We start from the raw sequence: 17,435 nt of genomic DNA on the forward strand, positions 1-17,435 counted from the left end.
GTATTTTTGGATGAATTTGATTATTTTTAAACGTTTATGATTGATTATTCTTTCATTTTCATATATGATGATGATATTAAAGTGAGGTGGGCGAATTGTTGACAACTGAAAGGCACCAGTTCATCTTATCGATCCTTAAAGAACAAGGAACGGTAAAGCTGCAGGAGCTTGTAGATCAGTTACAAGCCTCGGAGTCGACCATTCGGAGAGATTTAGTGCAACTCGAAGAAATGAAGCTCTTGAAACGCGTGCATGGCGGGGCCTCTTTACTGCAAAGAAAAGGCCTTGAACCAACAACTATGGAAAAGCAATACAAAGCAAGAGCTGAAAAACAACTTATAGCAAAGCTGGCGGCTTCATTCATAGAGAAAAATGATTGTATATATCTTGATGCAGGCACGACAACTGCCGAAATGATTCCTTATTTAAAAGATAAAAATATAACGGTGCTGACAAATGGTCTTATGCATATTCCAAAACTCATCGAATTGGAAATCAAAACAGTGTTAGTTGGCGGAATGATAAAGTTTTCGACAAATGCAATTATAGGAAGTAATGCTGTACAGTTTTTGAATGAATACCGTTTTGATAAATGTTTCTTGGGAATGAACGGCATCCATCAAGAATTGGGTTTCACAACACCAGACCCTGAGGAAGCCCTGCTGAAGAAGATGGCATTACGTCTCTCTAACGAGACCTACGTGCTTGCTGACAGTTCAAAACTTAATGAAGCTACTTTCGCCAAGGTGGCAGATGTAAGCGATGCCATTATCCTTACTGACAGCAATGATGAAGAGGCTGTTGCTCACCTTCAAAAAAATCCAAAGGTAAAGGTCGTGACCATTTAATGATTTATACAGTGACACTCAATCCATCCATCGATTACCTGGTCGAAGTGGAGAGCTTTCAAATGGGCAAGGTGAATCGAACCAGTTATGATGCAAAATTCCCTGGAGGGAAAGGGATCAATGTTTCCCGTGTGCTAAAAAGGCTGGGAAATAGTACAACAGCGTTAGGATTCATCGGTGGACAAACAGGTGAATTTGTAAAAAGGTTTTTAAGACAAGAAGAGATATTCACGGACTTTACAGAAATAGCTGGAGATACAAGAATTAACATTAAATTGAAAACAGGGCTTGAGACCGAAATAAATAGCCAAGGGCCAGTCATTTCAAAAGGGAATTATCAACAATTATTTAGTCAGATTGAACAGTTGAACAATAATGATATCCTCATTTTGTCAGGAAGCATCCCTCCAAGCGTTCCTTCGGATGTATACGAAGCCATGGCAAGGTCTTGTACCCATAATGGCATTAAAGTGGTGGTGGATACGAGTGGCAAGGAATTACTGAATGTCCTTCCACACCGGCCATTTTTAATAAAGCCCAATCATCATGAACTGGGTGAGCTTTTTTCCACCGAAATAAGTAACATTGATGATGCTAGGGAATATGGTGCTAAATTGGTTGAAGCAGGAGCACAAAACGTTATTGTCTCAATGGCGGGACAGGGTGCCGTGCTTTGCTCGGGTGGAGAATCATATTCCGCAAATGTTCCAAAAGGGAACGTCATCAACTCAGTGGGTGCCGGTGATTCCATGGTCGCAGGTTTCATCGGGACATATGAAAGGACAGGGGATATTCTATCTGCTTTCCGCTTCAGTCTTGCGGCAGGAAGTGCTACAGCCTTTTCATCCGATCTCGGTACATTGGATAAAATTGAAGAGTTATTACCGCAAATTGCTATCAATCAACTAACAGGAGGCTGACTCTATGAAAATTACAGACTTGTTAAAATTGGATACAATCATAATCAATCTGCAAAGTGTTACAAAGCAAGCAGTCATTGATGAACTATCAGGAAAGTTAGCCGAGGCAGACAGGTTAAATGATCTGGATGGTTTCAAAGCTGCCATCTTAAAACGTGAAGAACAAAGCACAACCGGGATTGGTGAAGGGATAGCCATACCGCATGCAAAAACAAATGCTGTAAAGATACCTGCCATCTGTTTCGGCAAATCGGTCAGTGGTGTGGATTATGAATCGCTTGATGGACAGCCGGCCCATTTGTTCTTTATGATTGCAGCCAGTGAAGGAGCGAATGCAGATCACTTGGAAACTCTTTCTAGGCTTTCTTCGTTACTGATGGATGATAAATTCAGGGCCCGATTGATTTCTGCTTCTTCTGGTGAGGAAGTGTTGGAGATAATCAATCAAAAAGAAATGGAAGCTTATGAAGAAGAAAGTAAAGAAAAGCAATCGAGTAATGGCGCCAGCGGTAACGATAAAGGAGGTAAAATCCTTGCCGTTACAGCTTGTCCAACAGGAATTGCCCATACTTATATGGCTGCCGATGCGTTAAAGGCTAAAGCGAAGGAAATGGGAATCGATTTCAAAGTGGAAACAAATGGTTCCACAGGTATTAAAAATGGTTTAACCGCCGCAGAAATTGAAGAGGCGGATGCCATTATTGTTGCGGCTGATAAGCAGGTGGAAATGGATCGTTTTAATGGAAAACATGTCATTATTGTCCCTGTTGCCCAGGGAATCCGGAAGACCGAGGAACTGTTAACCAGAGCCATGAATCAGGATGCACCTGTTTACAAAGGAACTGGAAATGGTAAAAGTGATGAAGGTGATTCAGCTAAGGGAGGATTGGGGATTTACAAGCACTTAATGAATGGTGTAAGTAATATGCTTCCATTTGTCGTCGGGGGCGGAATCTTGATTGCGCTTTCTTTCTTTTTTGGAATCGAGGCAGCCGATCCGGCAAATCCGGATTATAATCCCATTGCCAAAGCACTAAGTGATATTGGCGGGGGAAATGGTGCCTTCTTCTTGCTTATCCCAGTACTCGCTGGATTCATTGCTTCAAGTATAGCCGACCGTCCAGGTTTTGCCCCTGGTATGGTAGGTGGATTATTGGCAGCACAGGCTAATGCCGGTTTTCTTGGCGGACTGATCGCCGGTTTCCTTGCAGGTTATGTCGTCTTACTATTAAGAAAATTGTTTTCCAAGTTACCGCAAACACTTGATGGCATTAAACCGGTTTTACTCTATCCTGTATTCGGAATGTTAATTACAGGGTTTATCATGATATTTCTCGTAAATGAACCAGTAACAGCAATTAACACGGGCCTGACTAATTGGCTGCAGGGCTTATCAGGCACGAACGCAATATTCCTCGGCTTGATTCTTGGGGGCATGATGGCTGTGGATATGGGAGGCCCCTTAAATAAAGCGGCATTCACTTTTGGGATTGCAGCCATTGAAGCATCAAGTTTCGGACCGCATGCTGCAGTTATGGCTGGTGGAATGGTTCCTCCTCTTGGAATCGCACTTGCAACTACATTCTTTAAAAGTAAATTCAGTGAAACGGAAAGGAAATCCGGCTTCACTAATTACTTCATGGGTGCTTCGTTCATTACAGAGGGAGCTATTCCTTTTGCGGCGGCGGATCCATTGCGGGTTATTGTCAGCAGTGTTATTGGGTCAGCGACGGCAGGAGCGCTGTCAATGGCTTTTAGAGTAACATTGCCAGCGCCGCATGGGGGTATATTCGTAATCCCTCTAGTCAACCATCCTTTCCGCTATTTGCTGGCGATTTTAATAGGAGCCCTCATTACTGCTTTAATATTGGGAATCTGGAAAAAGAAACAAAAATAAATATACTACAAAAGCGGGTCCGAGATAAATGGACCCGCTTTTTATTACTTCCATTCCAATATTTCGGTCCGTTTGCCGAAGGGATCGGTTAAATATATACGGTTCGCACCGGGCAAACTCCCATCTACTGTAAACTTAGTTATTAAAATGTTGTTTAAATTCGTTGAGATTTTCAACTTCAAGTGCTGGATGAGCTTTTTTTGCGGAATGAAATGATCCTCCGTTCCGACATGAATCTTGATCGATCCTGATTCGAACCATAACCCGCCATTGGAACTTAATGAGGCTTTTTCACTTCCCGGAACATTAGTATCTCAGTGAAAAACTTCCTTGATTGGTCCTCGGTATTAGGAGATGCTAATTGGTAATGGTCGATTGACTTAAAAAGGAAGTTCATTTTGCAACACCTTCCAACTCCTTATATATCCAATTTTAAAATAAGGCTCTTTTCGTAAAGATTGTTGTTTTTAAAACGACTCTATTTAAGGTTGATTGGAGCGGAAGTGCGAGACTCCTGCGGGAGCAGCGGGACAGGTGAGACCCCACAGGCGTTTACGCCGAGGAGGCTCACCGCCCGCACCAAGGAAAGCGAGCATCTGGAGGGGAAATCAACCACACCGCACTACTTGGTAAATAGCAACAAAGTATGCGAAAACAGCCTAAAATAAAAAGATCAATAGGGATGTTTTTTTTTTGATTGTCATCGATAAGATCTCCTTATGTTTTAGTCGTGCATGGTTTAAGAAAGCATGAATTTTTATGTTTATGGGTAAAGGAGTATTAAAATGAATAAAAGGAGTGAATGTACATGCTGAAGAAAAATACCTTAAAAACGGTGAAAAGGGATGATATGATTGATGTTACGACAGAAGTACAGGCATTCATCAAGGAAAAGGGGATTCAAGAGGGTGTAGCTCTTATATATTGTCCACATACGACTGCAGGGATCACGATCAATGAAAATGCTGACCCCGATGTCAAAAAGGATATATTAAGAAGATTGGATGAGCAATACCCATGGAATCATACATTGGATTTACATATGGAAGGAAACACGGCTGCCCATTTGAAATCAAGTACGGTTGGTTCTTCACAACAGGTGATCATCCATAAAGGGAGCTTAGTCCTTGGTACTTGGCAGGGTGTGTATTTTTGTGAATTCGATGGTCCCAGAGAAAGGCAATATTTTATTAAATTATGTGTCGACCAGTAAAATGGAAGGTTCAGCATGGATGAAGTGGGAGGAAGCGGAGTGGACGATGTTCGGATTGAAGGTAGCAAAGTCATATTGAGGAATGTAAAACAAGCCGATTTAAAACGTTTATGGAGCCTGAAATATGGCGAAACCGATCCCGAATGGAAAAAGTGGGATGCACCTTATCTCCCTCTTGAACTCATTGATTTCTATACGTTTATCGAAAAAGAAATGAAGCATAAAACCTATGATGAAAAAATCGGGGCTTACTCCGAGCTATTAATGGAAAAAAACGATCAAATTATAGGATCTGTTGTATATTACTGGGAACATGAACCTTCACGATGGCTTGAAATCGGAATTACTATTTTTGATCCCCAGTATTGGAATGGCGGTCATGGGACAGAAGCATTAATGATGTTCAGTGGGTATTTATTCGAAAACCTGGAGATTGAGCGGGTTGGACTTACAACTTGGTCAGGTAATGAACGTATGATCGCAGTTGGGAAAAAGGTAGGAATGCAAGTAGAGGGAAGAATGAGAAAATGCCGCTATCATGATGGTTATTATTATGATTCAATCAGAATGGGAATGCTGCGGAAAGAGTGGGAATCATTAAAATTTCAAAGGTAAATTGAAACGTGAAAATATTTCCTGCATTTCCTTGGAAAAAATTTAGCACTGTTTTCACCAATATGGTCTGTTATCCTAGGAAGGTGCTTAACGAGGAGGTAACAGGATGAAATTATCAGTATTAATATCCGTGATAATGACTCTAAGTGTCATCGTACTTGGTATAGCTTTTCCTAAGGGAACGACAACTAAAGCTTCTGATGGGGCAACTAAACATGTCATTAAACAAGGTGAATCGATTTGGGATATTGCAAAGCAGCACGGTGTTCCGATCGGTAAGTTAAAAGAAGTCAATCATAACGTAAATAATGTTGCCGAACCTGGTAAAACATTGATTATTCCACATGTAATGAATGATAAAGATAAAGAATTATTAGCAAGGCTTGTGCATGCAGAAGCCAAAGGGGAACCATACAGAGGAAAGGTCGAGGTGGCGGGAGTTGTTTTGAATCGCCTTGATAGCAATGAATTCCCTGATACGGTCCGGGAAGTGATTTATCAAAAAAACCAATTCTCGCCTGTTGGTGATGGCAGTATAAACAAACCGGCAGGAAAGGATGCCAAGAGAGCTGTCAATGAAGCATTGGCTATTCATGGCTACACAAATGATGCCTTGTATTTTTGGAATCCAAGTATTTCGGACAGCGAATGGATGAAACAATTAGAGGTAATAAAAATTATCGGCGGGCACCATTTTGCCATCTAAACTGCATCTTAAGAACCGGTTTTCCAAATGGGAGACCGGTTCTTTTTTTAGAAAACCGTTAAATGATATCAGCCCACATTTCGCGGGGATTCAGCTCATAAATGCTGTTTTCGCGGTACATGATGCTTCCGATAATGAGTTCACGTCTTATCGTTGCATAATCATCATGGAAAGACTGGATGAATTCATTCAGTTCTTTTTCTGGATATTTACGTCCCTTTTCCAGAAGGCTTCCAATATGATGAAGAACGATCATTTTCTTTTTTCTTTGTGCTGGTATAGTTTTTAGTCGACCATCTGGAGTATAAAAGTTTTCAAGGATCTTTTTATGTTCTAAAATCAGCTTTTGATTTTCCATTTTACTGGAGTCCCCCTTAGTTGAAACCATTTTAGGCAATGCTGACGAATAATGCTGCAGGACATCTTCATTCAAAAAATAATAGACCGTATTTTTTTCCCTCCGGTCCTTCACTAAATTAATGTCTTTCAATTTCGATAAATGGTGTGAGATGGTCGGAGCCGTCAATTTTAGTATACCTGCAAGTGCCTGTCCGTGTTTTGGACCGTTTGCCAGGATGGATATTATCCTGATCCTTGTCACATCACCAATCGTCTTGTGGAAAGCGACCAATTTTTTTAATTGCACTTTATCCCCCCTCATAATTAGATTAACATCTAATTAGATAATAATCTAATTAGTGGCAGTTAATCAAGTTACTATTCACTTTTCTATATTGCTTGGAAGATCTGATGTATACTTTAGGGGAATACTAAAAAAATTAATCCGGAATTAAGGAGCTGTAACATGGCCAATACTCATGTTTATACAAGAAAAGAAGAAGTGGTCAATGCGATAACCCACGGTGTCGGCGTTTTGTTGAGTATTGCCGCACTTGTGTTTTTAATCATATTCTCAGCCCAAACAGGATCGCCTTGGAATGTAGTCATTTCGGTCATATATGGTGTTTCCATGCTTCTTTTATACGTCTCTTCCACTTTAGTGCATAGTTTTCCAGAAGGTAAAACAAAGGATATTTTTGAAATCTTTGATCATTCAGCCATATATATATTCATTGCAGGAACATACACGCCAATCATGCTTCTTGTGATCAAAGGGTCACTGGGCTGGACACTGCTAGGTATCATTTGGGGAGTTGCAATCATTGGCGTCGTCTTCAAAGCTTTCTATGTGAAAAAATTCCTCTTCCTTTCGACGATCCTTTATATTGCCATGGGGTGGATGATCGTTATCGTTTGGGGACCACTTACAGCTACGATGCCTGCAGCGGGTATCCAGCTACTGATTGCAGGGGGATTGCTTTATACGTTCGGAGCCATCTTTTATGTTTGGCGGGGTTTTCCGTTCCATCACGCGGTTTGGCATGTATTCGTGCTTGGGGGAACTGCCACACACTTTTTTGCGGTATTGTTTTATATCCTTCCACAATGATAACTTGGCCGATTTGATGTATTTGAGAGATTGGTTGAGGTTTTAAATGACCCCCATTAGGAAATAAGTAAGGTATACAAACTAAAGGAGGAAAAAACTAATGGGGAGATCAATCAAAATATTATCAGTGCCGTTTGCCGCTATGCTTGTTTTGGCTGGATGCGGCGAAGAAAAAGATGAAGTGAAAAACCCCCCGGTTCAGGAAAATGAAAATCAAGCTGAAAATAATCCTGAAACAGGCGAGGATAATAATGAAAAACTGCCTTTCACATATAAGGATTTTCAATTAGAAGTGGATTATACCGGCAATGATAACGAATACGAAGCTGAATATGATACAATGGGAGCCCAAACAGAAGCTTCAATCGAGGACAAGCTTAACAAACACGAAGTTCACGGTGATGAAGCAATGAAAGAGTTGACCCCGATTCTAGAAAAATTGACATTCACTAAAGATTCAACAGATGAGGAAGTCATTCAAGAAGTGACAAAAGCTTTTAATTTGAAGGATGGCTATCAAGAATTTGATTTAGAAGTCGTTTTCGATGATGGCACGAAAAAAGAATATAAAGTGAGTAATAAGTAACTAAAATCCGTAACGATATTCTGAATGTTTCTGTGTGCCTTCAATAGTTGTCAAATTACTGTTCCTATAGTAAAATGATTACGGTTAGCAGAGGGGTTAATATACATTTGCTATTCATATTCGGACTTATGGGGATAGGACCGCAATAAACACTTGCAAAAAAGATTCTTTTTTAAGAGTCTTTTTTTTTTGCAGTATTCTGGAAGTTGAATATAGAAGAAAAGAGAGGATGCCATAAGCGGTATCCTCTCTTCATTTACCCATCATTGGGATATTGGTGCATTTTTTTTTGGCAGCATATTAGCCGACGCTAACCTTGAACGGATTGTAATGCCAAGCCAAGATGCAAGGAATGCCTTTAAAACGCCTACGATTATAAATGGTGCAAAACCGCTGGCAAATGCCACTGGCCAAGATAATGAACTCATATATTTTAACCAAACCGTACCGATTACCAAAGTAATTATCATCCCGATTGTATTTGCAACGAAAGCCATTGCAACGGAGAAACGGGTTTTTTCCAATATCAGACCCGTTATATATACTGTCGGGATATAGGATAATAAATAACCGCCAGTCGGACCGAATATTTTAGCTAGTCCCCCAGACATTTCAGCGAAAACCGGTACTCCCGCTGCCCCTATGAACAAGTATAATAAAACGGAAGAGGTTCCATAACGTGAACCCAGTATTGTTGCTGCCAGTCCAACAGCTAAAGTCTGTCCTGTAATCGGAACTAAGGGCAGTGGAATTGTAATTTGGGCAAGTATTCCTATAAGTGCTGCAAATAATGCTGTAACCATCATCATTCTTAACTTCTCATGACGCTCCTTCATCGTGTTTCCTCCTAATGTAAACCTGGATATGTAACGAGTTAACATATAAAGAATTTTAATATGTTAAGTAAACACTGTCAATGGTATTATGCATTTTATTTCAATAGTGGTCCTAGAGAATACAGGGTTTTACAAGGATGAAATTCAAAACTTGGAAAATAAATGAAACTTTTTGAATGCATCAATCGTATGAATGGTAAGCGAAGTAAATGGAGGGGATTATAACCATAGATTATTAATGTTGGTAAAACGCTTATCCTAGGCCATTAAAGTAGTATGCGGCTTGGAAAAATCGAATTTAAAGGATGAAAGAGATGGAGTTATTTGGAGTTCCATTAGAAACAGTCTATTTATATGGATTAATTATATTCGGGGGGTTAACATTCTTATTTATCTTGTTTAATGATATATTTTCCGGCCTTGAATTACCGGATATATTTAATCCTACGCTCATTTTTTGCTTTTTGACCGTGTTTTTTGCGAGTGGTTTTTTATTTGAATCGCTTTCAGGGCTTAATGCTGGATTATGTGCCGGCATTTCCCTCATCATTTCATTTACCATCGTCACTTTACTGAATGTATTTGTTTTGATTCCCATTTCATCAGCGGAAGAAAGTTTGACATTTCATGATAATGACCTGAGAGGAAGGGTCGGCAGGGTTCTCACATCAATCCCTGTTGACGGGTTTGGGGAAGTCCTGATAGAAAGCATCAGTGGAAGCATCGCCAAAACTGCGGCCAGCTATAAGAATGAAGGAATTGTTTCGGATACAAAGGTCTTGATCATCGAAGTTAAAAATGGGGTTATCTATGTTATGCCCCACCAGGATTAAAAAAGTGTAGGAGGTAAGGTATGTTTGATTTGATTTGGATAGTTGTCGCCATAGTTGCAGTTTTATTTATCGCACTTATTGCTGTCTTTGTTACGAAATATCGCACGGCTGGTCCTGATGAGGCATTAATCGTGACCGGAAGCTACTTAGGAAGCAAAAATGTTCACATTGACGAATCAGGAAATAAAATTAAAATCGTCCGCGGCGGAGGTGCTTTCGTTCTCCCGGTGTTCCAGCAAGCGGAACCACTGAGCTTATTGTCAAGCAAGCTTGAGGTCTCCACTCCCGAAGTATATACAGAACAGGGAGTTCCGGTCATGGCAGATGGTGTATCGATCATCAAGATTGGCGGTTCAATCACCGATATAGCCACAGCTGCTGAGCAATTCCTTGGTAAATCGAAAGATGACCGTGAACAGGAAGCGCGGGAAGTATTGGAAGGGCACCTTCGTTCCATCCTTGGTTCGATGACCGTCGAGGAAATTTATAAAAACCGTGAAAAGTTTTCCCAGGAAGTACAGAGGGTTGCCTCGCAGGACTTAGCTAAAATGGGACTCATTATCGTATCGTTCACGATTAAAGATGTTCGGGATAAAAATGGATATCTTGAGTCGCTCGGAAAGCCAAGGATTGCACAGGTGAAGAGGGATGCCGATATAGCTACCGCCGATGCAGAGAAAGAAACGCGAATCAAGCGAGCCGAAGCTTCGAAGGAAGCGCAGCGTGCCGAACTTGAAAGGGCAACAGAAATAGCCGAAGCCGAAAAAATCAACAAGCTAAAGGTTGCGGAATTCCGTCGTGAGCAGGATATTGCGAAGGCACGGGCTGACCAAGCGTACGATCTTGAAACGGCCAGGTCTAAACAGGATGTAACCGAACAGGAAATGCAAATCAGGATCATCGAACGGCAGAAGCAAATTGAGCTGGAGGAAAAAGAAATCCTCCGCCGTGAAAAGCAATATGATTCAGAAGTGAAGAAAAAGGCCGATGCCGACCGATATGCGGTAGAGCAGGCAGCCTCCGCCAACAAGATGAAACAGATTACAGAAGCGGATGCCGATAAGTATAAAATTGAAGCCATGGCAAAAGCGGAAGCGGAACGCGTTCGTATGGACGGTCTTGCTAAAGCGGACGCCCAAAGGGCACAAGGTACGACAGAAGCGGAAATCATCAGGTTAAAAGGGGTAGCAGAAGCAGAAGCCAAGCAGAAAATAGCTGAAGCTTTTGAACAGTTCGGGCAAGCCGCTGTAATGGACATGATTTTGAAAATGCTGCCGGAATATGCAAAACAAGTAGCAAGCCCGCTTAGTAATATCGACAAGATCACTGTAGTGGACACAGGCGGAAGCGGTGCGAATGGCGGGGCTAATAAAGTGACTGGATATGCAACGGATTTAATGGCAACCTTGCAGGAGTCATTAAAGGCATCCTCGGGAATTGATGTCAAAGACTTGCTTGAGAATTTCTCAGGAAAACGAAATTTACCATTCACCACCATCAACCAGGAGAATGTTGAAGCGAGCATGAATATGGCAGCAAGCAAGGAAGAGTAACAATTAAGAAAATAAATGGTAAATCATACTGTTTAACACATAAAACTAACGCTAATATATTTCCTATACAGATAGGTTATGGCCCTACTTATAGAGAATAAACCAACAGGGATCCATTTTCATTCAGTAATACTCAATTGACAAATAAAATTGATTAAATGAAAAAGTTGAAATAGAACAAAAGATTCGAAGAATAATTAAAAATCAACAACCAAGGATGATTGGTTGTTGATTTTTTGCTTTTTAATAAAGCCTAAATTGTTTTTTTAGTTTCGCTAGTACTAAATGTTTGAAACCGATATTTGGATGTACTTAATACTTAAACTTAGTAACGTATTTAAAGACAAGTCTTTTCTTTAAACCTACTTAGTCAACGTATTTAAATCAACATATGCAGAGAAATCTCGTTTTGTTTTTGCTAGGTAGGATGCTTTGTTGAATGCAAAATCATACATTTTATCGACAAAATAAGATTCATCATCGTAAATGACACTATCAGCAATATAATATTCACAATATGGTGGACAACTTGAAGGTGCACTCCTGGCAGCTGATCAGGTAGTTTTTGAAATCACTAATCTAAAAAAACAGACCTTAATAAAGGTAACTTAACATTCTATTAAACAATTAACTATTTTATTTTTTATCTTATTTTCAAAAATTCCATTACTAAACTGTAGGAGCTAATATGTGATGAAAATTATGAAAGCTATACAGATTCCGTCTAAAGGCGAATGAATTATCTGTATTAGAAGCAGCACCACTTATGTGTGCTGGTGAAACAACGTTTAGTGCATTAAGAAACAGCAAAGCTCGGCCTGGCTATCGTGTATGTCTCCAATAATCTATAATAAATATTTTTTAATTATTTGTTAAATTCTGAATTATTTGTTGAAATGTATATTGGAAGGTGTTTTAATAAATGTAAGAATATAACTTATCGGATATGTGATGTCTGAAAGGATAGAGGATGGGTGTGTAAATATGGGGAAAATATTCACCAAGAAAGTATCGGAAACAGTCGAAGAAGAAATAGAGAAGATGATTGAGTCTGGCAAATTCCAGTCAGGTGAAAAGCTACCTTCCGTTAGGGAATTATGTGATTTATTCGGTGTTGGACGTTCCGCTGTCCGAGATGCAATCACAACACTTAAAGGAAAAGGTACTGTTTACGTGAAACAAGGGGAAGGTACATACATTTGCGAATTTGATTCCGCAAAATTGTTTACCAACCATATGTTAATCCCCAGCTGTGAAGACATAAAAGACTTATTTCAAGTCAGGAAAATATTGGAGACAGGTATTGCTGAAATGGCTGCTTCCAATCGGTCGGTACAAGATTTGGTACGTATGGAAGAAATCCTTTCAAACCTCTGTATCAATGGCTGGGAAGGGGACTACCACTTTCATATGGCGATTGCTAATGCGACAGGAAACAAAAGCCTGATCCAATTAGTGCAAACCATTTCAACCACCATGAAGAAGGCAATGATTGATTTTCACAGGTATATTCAAGAGAATGAGAACATCGTAAAAACGATGGATGAACAACATGATAAAATCTATGAATCAATAAAGATGGGGAACCCTATAAAAGCTAATCAGTCGATGATTAACCACTTACAATATGTTGAAGAAATTTTGCAAAACAATATTTTACAAAAGGTATGAAGTTTAAAATGTTTTTTTTGCAACAATAAAGGAACGATGTTAGTTATTACGAAACAAAAAGGAGGCGTGGGTTTTGATCGTAGCGGATCTTCTATCAGATTTAAAGTCATTTTTACCTGATGTGCAAATAGTTGATGGGAAAAACCAAAGACATCCACTTGGGAATGGTGGTCAGGTATCTGTTTACCCGAAAACAGAGGGAGAAATAGCAAGTATTTTAAAGTATGCAAACGATAAAGGGAAAAAAATAACGGTGGTAGGAGGCGGAACCAAGAGAGGTTTTGGAGGATTGATTGAAACAGCTGATATCTTACTCTCATTATCGAAATATAAAGGAATTGTCAAACATACTGTAGGAGATATGACATTAACGGTTAAAGCGGGTACTTCATTTAAAGAATTGCAAGAATATTTGGCACAACATAATCAGAAGGTTTCGCTGGACCCTGTATGGCCTGAAGATGCGACAATTGGCGGAATCATTGCTTCAAATGAAAGCGGTCCCAAAAGATTGGGTTATGGTTCTTCCAGAGATGTGGTAATAGGACTTCGCTTGGTTTACCCGGATGGCAGTATCATAAGAGCTGGGGGAAATGTAGTAAAGAATGTTGCTGGGTACGATATGAACAAACTTTTTATAGGATCGATGGGTACACTTGGTATTTTATCTGAAGTGACTTTGAAGCTTAGACCAATACCAAAGTACGAAAGCCTTGGACTGTTAGTGTTTCCCAATGGAAATCTCGAAGAAGTTCGGTCACTAGCAGTTAAGTTGTTGGATTCAGTGATGGAACCAATCGCTTTGGAACTGATAAATCCTGCTTTATCGGAAAGGTTAACGGGTCAAAACGTTTATACCTTAGCAATTTCATTTGAAGATGTGGAGAGCTCTGTTCATTACCAGGAGGATTTTGTAAAAAACATCCAACCTTCTAACGCAAAAATGACAGTGCTTTCACAAAATCAGGCACAAGCTTTTTGGGAAAAATTTTATTCGATTTCTCCAAATGGGGCAACACTTGCTAGTGGAAATCAGATAGAAGCGGCATTGAAAATAGGCGTTGTTAACCTAGATGTTTTGAAGGTCATTAAAGAAAGCCACATTTTACATCACTCTAGTACTCTTACAGTAGAAGCACATGGTGGACTAGGTCATGGAATATGCCAGGTTAACCTAAAGGGAACTGAAGATGAAGAATTAACACAGGTAATATTAAAGCTCAGAAAATCCGTCGAAGCATTGGGTGGTTATGTGATTGCGAAGCATCTGCCTTTAACGCTCCGTCAGCAAATAGATGTATGGGGTGAAAAACCATCACATTTCTTCTTGTTAGAAGGAATTAAAACAAAGATCGATCCTAATAGAGTACTTAATAATAAAAGATTCGTGGGAGGGATTTAATAGTGATTCTGAGAGAAGTTGATATAAAGCAAGATTCATCATGTTCATCTAATAGCTTAAGCAACTATCTATGGAGTGATAAGCCTGATGAAAACAAATGGGCAGATTGCGTACATTGTGGTATGTGTTTGGAATCCTGCCCAACATATGAGCTAACAGGTCAGGAACAGCATTCTCCCCGTGGGCGTGTTCATCTTATCAAATCAGTAGCAGAAGGAAAGCTTGAGGTGAACGAGCAATTCATGGATCCTGTTTTTGCTTGTCTTGACTGTCGTGCATGTACAACTGCTTGTCCAGCGAATGTAGATGTCGGAGGATTAATTGAAGAGGCTCGCGGACAAATTCGACAGGCGATTCCATTGACAGGAGTGAAAGGAAAAGTAAGTAGATTAGTACTTGAAGGAATGTTCCCACATCAAAACAGACTGAATACAGTGGGGAGTTTATTAAAGTTCTATCAGAAGAGCGGATTGCAGAAAGTGGTTCGCAAAATAGGGTTAATGAATATTATGCCACAGCATTTAATTGAGATGGAAGCAATTATGCCTGAAATTAAAGAGCCTGTACGCAAAAAATACAAAAATGAAAAAGTGATCAAAGCATTAGGAAAAACTAAAGCAGAAGTGGCGTTTATGACAGGTTGCGTGATGGACGTTATGTTCAGTGATATTAATCAGTCCACGATTAATGTTTTAACACGAAACGGAAATGATGTGACAATTCCGCAAAACCAAACTTGCTGTGGAGCCTTACATGTTCATGCCGGTGACCGTGAAACTGGAAGAAAGCTGGCGAAACAGAATATCGAAGCGTTTAAGGATGCTGATAAAGTCATCGTTAACGCAGCAGGATGCGGCTGTATGCTTCAGGAATACGCTGAATTGTTTCGGGAAGAGCCTGAATGGCATGATAAAGCTGAAAAATTTTCCGCTAAGGTCGAGGACATCTCTAAATATATTCATGAAACAGGCTATGAAATACCAAAAGCTGAATTGAACACTCGTATCACATATCATGACGCATGCCATTTAGCACATGGTCAAGGAATTCGCCAGGAACCGAGAGACCTTCTTGTTAGTATTCCAGGAGTTGAAATGGTACATATGCCAAACGCTGATCGCTGCTGTGGAAGTGCAGGTATATATAACATCACTAATCCGGAAATGGCCGGTGCCGTGCTAGAAAGCAAAATGCAAAATGTGCCAGGCGATGTTGAGATGATTTCAATGGGTAACCCAGGATGTATGCTTCAGATGGCAATGGGGGTACAGAAATATGGTAGAAATCAAAAAGTCGTCCATACAATTCAGCTTCTGGATTGGGCTTATCAAAAAGAGGATGATCTAAAGGGGGGACAGTAAATGGCACCGAAAAAAATAAAATCGAATGATCGACATATAAAGAATTTAGAAGCTATTGTTGGCGACGCCAATTCAATTCTATTTCACAAAGAGGATCTGCTTGCTTATGATAGCGATGGATTTACGCTTCATAGACACTTACCTAAAGCGGTTGTGTTTCCAAAAGATACTCAGGAAGTAGCCAAACTAGTTAAATATTGTTCCGAAAATAAACTGCCGTTCCTAGCCCGTGGCGCTGGAACTGGATTAAGCGGCGGTGCTATACCTTTAAATGAAGAAGTCATTATCAGTCTGGTCAGGATGAAGAAGCTATTAAGCGTTGATCTCGAAAATAGGCGTGCTGTTGTACAGCCTGGTTTTATCAATCTTAAACTCACGAACTCTATCTCTGATAAAGGATATTACTATGCTCCGGATCCTTCTAGCCAATATTGTTGTACAATTGGCGGAAATGTCGCAGAGAATGCTGGAGGGGCTCACTGTCTTAAGTATGGAGTAACCACGAATCACATTCTAGGGCTGGAAGTAGTACTTCCTAACGGGGAAATTATAGAAATGGGTGGAAATGGAATTCCTGATTCTCCTGGATATGATTTGCTCGGTCTGTTGACAGGGTCTGAAGGAACATTAGGCATTGTAACGAAAATCACTGTTCGTATATTGAAAAATCCGGAAGCGAAACAAACTGTTCTTGCTTATTTTGATAAAGTGGAGGACGGAAGTCAGGCCGTATCTGATATAATTTCAGCAGGAATCGTACCGGCAGCCCTTGAAATGATGGATAAAACAGCGATTGAAGGAGTGGAGGCGGCTGCTTTTCCAGTAGGTCATCCAAGTGATATTGAGGCTGTCCTACTCATTGAAGTGGATGGAATCTCAGTAGGTATTGAAGAGCAAATTAATCACATTTTGGAAGTGTGTAAGTACAGAAATGTACTTGAAGTGAAGGTAGCACAGGATGAACTCGAAAGAGGTAGATGGTGGGCCAATCGTAAAACAGGATTTGGTGCCATGGGAGCCATTTCACCGGACTATTTAGTACAGGACGGTGTTATTCCACGAAGCAAATTGCCCGAGGTATTAAACAAAATCAATCGAATCAGCGAAGAATATGGTTTGCGAATCGCTAATATTTTCCACGCGGGTGATGGGAATTTACATCCACTTGTTCTTTTCGATGCCAGAATCCCTGGGGAAAGCGAAAAGGCCCTGGCAGCTGGTAGTGCCTGCTTAAAAGCATGTGCTGATGTTGGGGGGACGATTACAGGTGAACACGGAGTGGGGATTGAAAAAATAGAGGAAATGCGTTTCGTCTTTTCTGACGAAGAGATTATTGCACAAACAGATATTCGAGAAGTATTCAATCCTCATAACCTTTTAAATGCAGGGAAATTATTCCCGATGCCGGGACGCTGTGTTGAGATAAAAAGAGATTTAAAAGAAAAAGAAGCAGCTGCTATATCTTAAATATGTTTGTCTAGTATGGCGCAGTCCATAAAACGGATGAAGCCAATTCATTTCGTGGCAAAGTCCTTTTGATAAAG

General features: G+C 40.2%; 16 protein-coding genes. 14 read left to right on the forward strand and 2 right to left on the reverse strand.

Going from position 1 to position 17,435, the window contains the following annotated elements:
- The first annotated feature begins 95 nt into the window (after positions 1-95).
- The 6 genes from AC3WLU_RS20800 to AC3WLU_RS20825 all read left to right on the forward strand — a co-directional run bounded on the left by AC3WLU_RS20800 (position 96) and on the right by AC3WLU_RS20825 (position 6,199).
- A complete protein-coding gene (locus tag AC3WLU_RS20800) occupies positions 96-848 on the forward strand; it encodes a DeoR/GlpR family DNA-binding transcription regulator (RefSeq protein ID WP_057277370.1) in 753 nt (250 codons plus the stop codon).
- Entirely contained in the window at positions 848-1,768 is a 921-nt protein-coding gene (pfkB, locus tag AC3WLU_RS20805) for a 1-phosphofructokinase (protein WP_057277371.1), read from the forward strand. The genes AC3WLU_RS20800 and pfkB overlap by 1 nt, the downstream gene beginning before the upstream one ends.
- 4 nt (positions 1,769-1,772) lie before the next feature.
- Positions 1,773-3,665, forward strand: coding sequence for a PTS fructose transporter subunit IIABC (locus AC3WLU_RS20810; protein WP_492597833.1), 1,893 nt, complete (start codon positions 1,773-1,775; stop codon positions 3,663-3,665).
- 808 nt (positions 3,666-4,473) lie between these two features.
- Entirely contained in the window at positions 4,474-4,878 is a 405-nt protein-coding gene (locus tag AC3WLU_RS20815) for a secondary thiamine-phosphate synthase enzyme YjbQ (RefSeq protein ID WP_048679988.1), read from the forward strand.
- A 39-nt stretch (positions 4,879-4,917) separates the two neighbouring features.
- The gene (locus AC3WLU_RS20820; RefSeq protein ID WP_492597848.1) at positions 4,918-5,493 is read left to right on the forward strand and encodes a GNAT family N-acetyltransferase; all 576 of its coding nucleotides are present in this window, start codon (positions 4,918-4,920) and stop codon (positions 5,491-5,493) included.
- A 106-nt stretch (positions 5,494-5,599) separates the two neighbouring features.
- Entirely contained in the window at positions 5,600-6,199 is a 600-nt protein-coding gene (locus AC3WLU_RS20825; protein WP_057277373.1) for a cell wall hydrolase, read from the forward strand.
- A 58-nt stretch (positions 6,200-6,257) separates the two neighbouring features.
- Here AC3WLU_RS20825 and AC3WLU_RS20830 read toward each other — a convergent pair whose 3' ends face one another.
- A complete protein-coding gene (locus tag AC3WLU_RS20830) occupies positions 6,258-6,845 on the reverse strand; it encodes a DUF2087 domain-containing protein (protein ID WP_492597834.1) in 588 nt (195 codons plus the stop codon).
- A 159-nt stretch (positions 6,846-7,004) separates the two neighbouring features.
- On the opposite strand from AC3WLU_RS20830, the gene trhA reads away from it, so the two are divergent.
- Positions 7,005-7,649 (forward strand): PAQR family membrane homeostasis protein TrhA, encoded by a 645-nt coding sequence (trhA, locus tag AC3WLU_RS20835; RefSeq protein ID WP_063575916.1) that lies wholly within the window; start codon positions 7,005-7,007, stop codon positions 7,647-7,649.
- Positions 7,650-7,749: 100 nt separating this feature from the next.
- The gene (locus AC3WLU_RS20840; protein ID WP_283928701.1) at positions 7,750-8,235 is read left to right on the forward strand and encodes a YusW family protein; all 486 of its coding nucleotides are present in this window, start codon (positions 7,750-7,752) and stop codon (positions 8,233-8,235) included.
- A gap of 263 nt (positions 8,236-8,498) precedes the next feature.
- On the opposite strand, the gene AC3WLU_RS20845 is transcribed toward AC3WLU_RS20840, so the two are convergent.
- Positions 8,499-9,071 carry a biotin transporter BioY gene (locus AC3WLU_RS20845; RefSeq protein ID WP_048679976.1) on the reverse strand — a complete coding sequence of 191 codons (573 nt, stop codon included), beginning with the start codon at positions 9,069-9,071 and terminating at the stop codon, positions 8,499-8,501.
- A gap of 314 nt (positions 9,072-9,385) precedes the next feature.
- Between AC3WLU_RS20845 and AC3WLU_RS20850 the strand changes: the two genes are divergently transcribed.
- The 6 genes from AC3WLU_RS20850 to AC3WLU_RS20875 all read left to right on the forward strand — a co-directional run bounded on the left by AC3WLU_RS20850 (position 9,386) and on the right by AC3WLU_RS20875 (position 17,358).
- On the forward strand, positions 9,386-9,904 hold the full coding sequence (locus AC3WLU_RS20850; protein WP_413001421.1) for an NfeD family protein: 519 nt from the start codon (positions 9,386-9,388) through the stop codon (positions 9,902-9,904).
- A gap of 20 nt (positions 9,905-9,924) precedes the next feature.
- Entirely contained in the window at positions 9,925-11,457 is a 1,533-nt protein-coding gene (gene floT, locus AC3WLU_RS20855; protein WP_413001423.1) for a flotillin lipid rafts scaffold protein FloT, read from the forward strand.
- 984 nt (positions 11,458-12,441) lie between these two features.
- On the forward strand, positions 12,442-13,128 hold the full coding sequence (locus AC3WLU_RS20860; RefSeq protein WP_240520696.1) for a FadR/GntR family transcriptional regulator: 687 nt from the start codon (positions 12,442-12,444) through the stop codon (positions 13,126-13,128).
- Between the two features lie 73 nt (positions 13,129-13,201).
- Positions 13,202-14,530, forward strand: a complete 1,329-nt coding sequence (locus tag AC3WLU_RS20865; RefSeq protein ID WP_492597835.1) for an FAD-binding oxidoreductase — start codon at positions 13,202-13,204, stop codon at positions 14,528-14,530.
- Between the two features lie 2 nt (positions 14,531-14,532).
- Positions 14,533-15,891, forward strand: a complete 1,359-nt coding sequence (locus AC3WLU_RS20870) for a (Fe-S)-binding protein (protein ID WP_492597836.1) — start codon at positions 14,533-14,535, stop codon at positions 15,889-15,891.
- Positions 15,892-17,358 (forward strand): FAD-linked oxidase C-terminal domain-containing protein, encoded by a 1,467-nt coding sequence (locus tag AC3WLU_RS20875; RefSeq protein ID WP_098186943.1) that lies wholly within the window; start codon positions 15,892-15,894, stop codon positions 17,356-17,358.
- The last annotated feature ends 77 nt before the right edge of the window (positions 17,359-17,435 follow it).

The sequence above is a fragment of the Peribacillus sp. FW305-BF15 genome, from assembly GCF_058783805.1.

Coding starts and splice junctions, on each gene's coding strand:
- AC3WLU_RS20825 (WP_057277373.1), top strand. CDS start 5,600: ATGAAATTATCAGTATTAATATCCGTGATAATGACTCTAAGTGTCATC.
- pfkB (WP_057277371.1), top strand. CDS start 848: ATGATTTATACAGTGACACTCAATCCATCCATCGATTACCTGGTCGAA.
- AC3WLU_RS20845 (WP_048679976.1), bottom strand. CDS start 9,071: ATGAAGGAGCGTCATGAGAAGTTAAGAATGATGATGGTTACAGCATTA.
- AC3WLU_RS20875 (WP_098186943.1), top strand. CDS start 15,892: ATGGCACCGAAAAAAATAAAATCGAATGATCGACATATAAAGAATTTA.
- AC3WLU_RS20840 (WP_283928701.1), top strand. CDS start 7,750: ATGGGGAGATCAATCAAAATATTATCAGTGCCGTTTGCCGCTATGCTT.
- floT (WP_413001423.1), top strand. CDS start 9,925: ATGTTTGATTTGATTTGGATAGTTGTCGCCATAGTTGCAGTTTTATTT.
- trhA (WP_063575916.1), top strand. CDS start 7,005: ATGGCCAATACTCATGTTTATACAAGAAAAGAAGAAGTGGTCAATGCG.
- AC3WLU_RS20850 (WP_413001421.1), top strand. CDS start 9,386: ATGGAGTTATTTGGAGTTCCATTAGAAACAGTCTATTTATATGGATTA.
- AC3WLU_RS20815 (WP_048679988.1), top strand. CDS start 4,474: ATGCTGAAGAAAAATACCTTAAAAACGGTGAAAAGGGATGATATGATT.
- AC3WLU_RS20810 (WP_492597833.1), top strand. CDS start 1,773: ATGAAAATTACAGACTTGTTAAAATTGGATACAATCATAATCAATCTG.
- AC3WLU_RS20860 (WP_240520696.1), top strand. CDS start 12,442: ATGGGGAAAATATTCACCAAGAAAGTATCGGAAACAGTCGAAGAAGAA.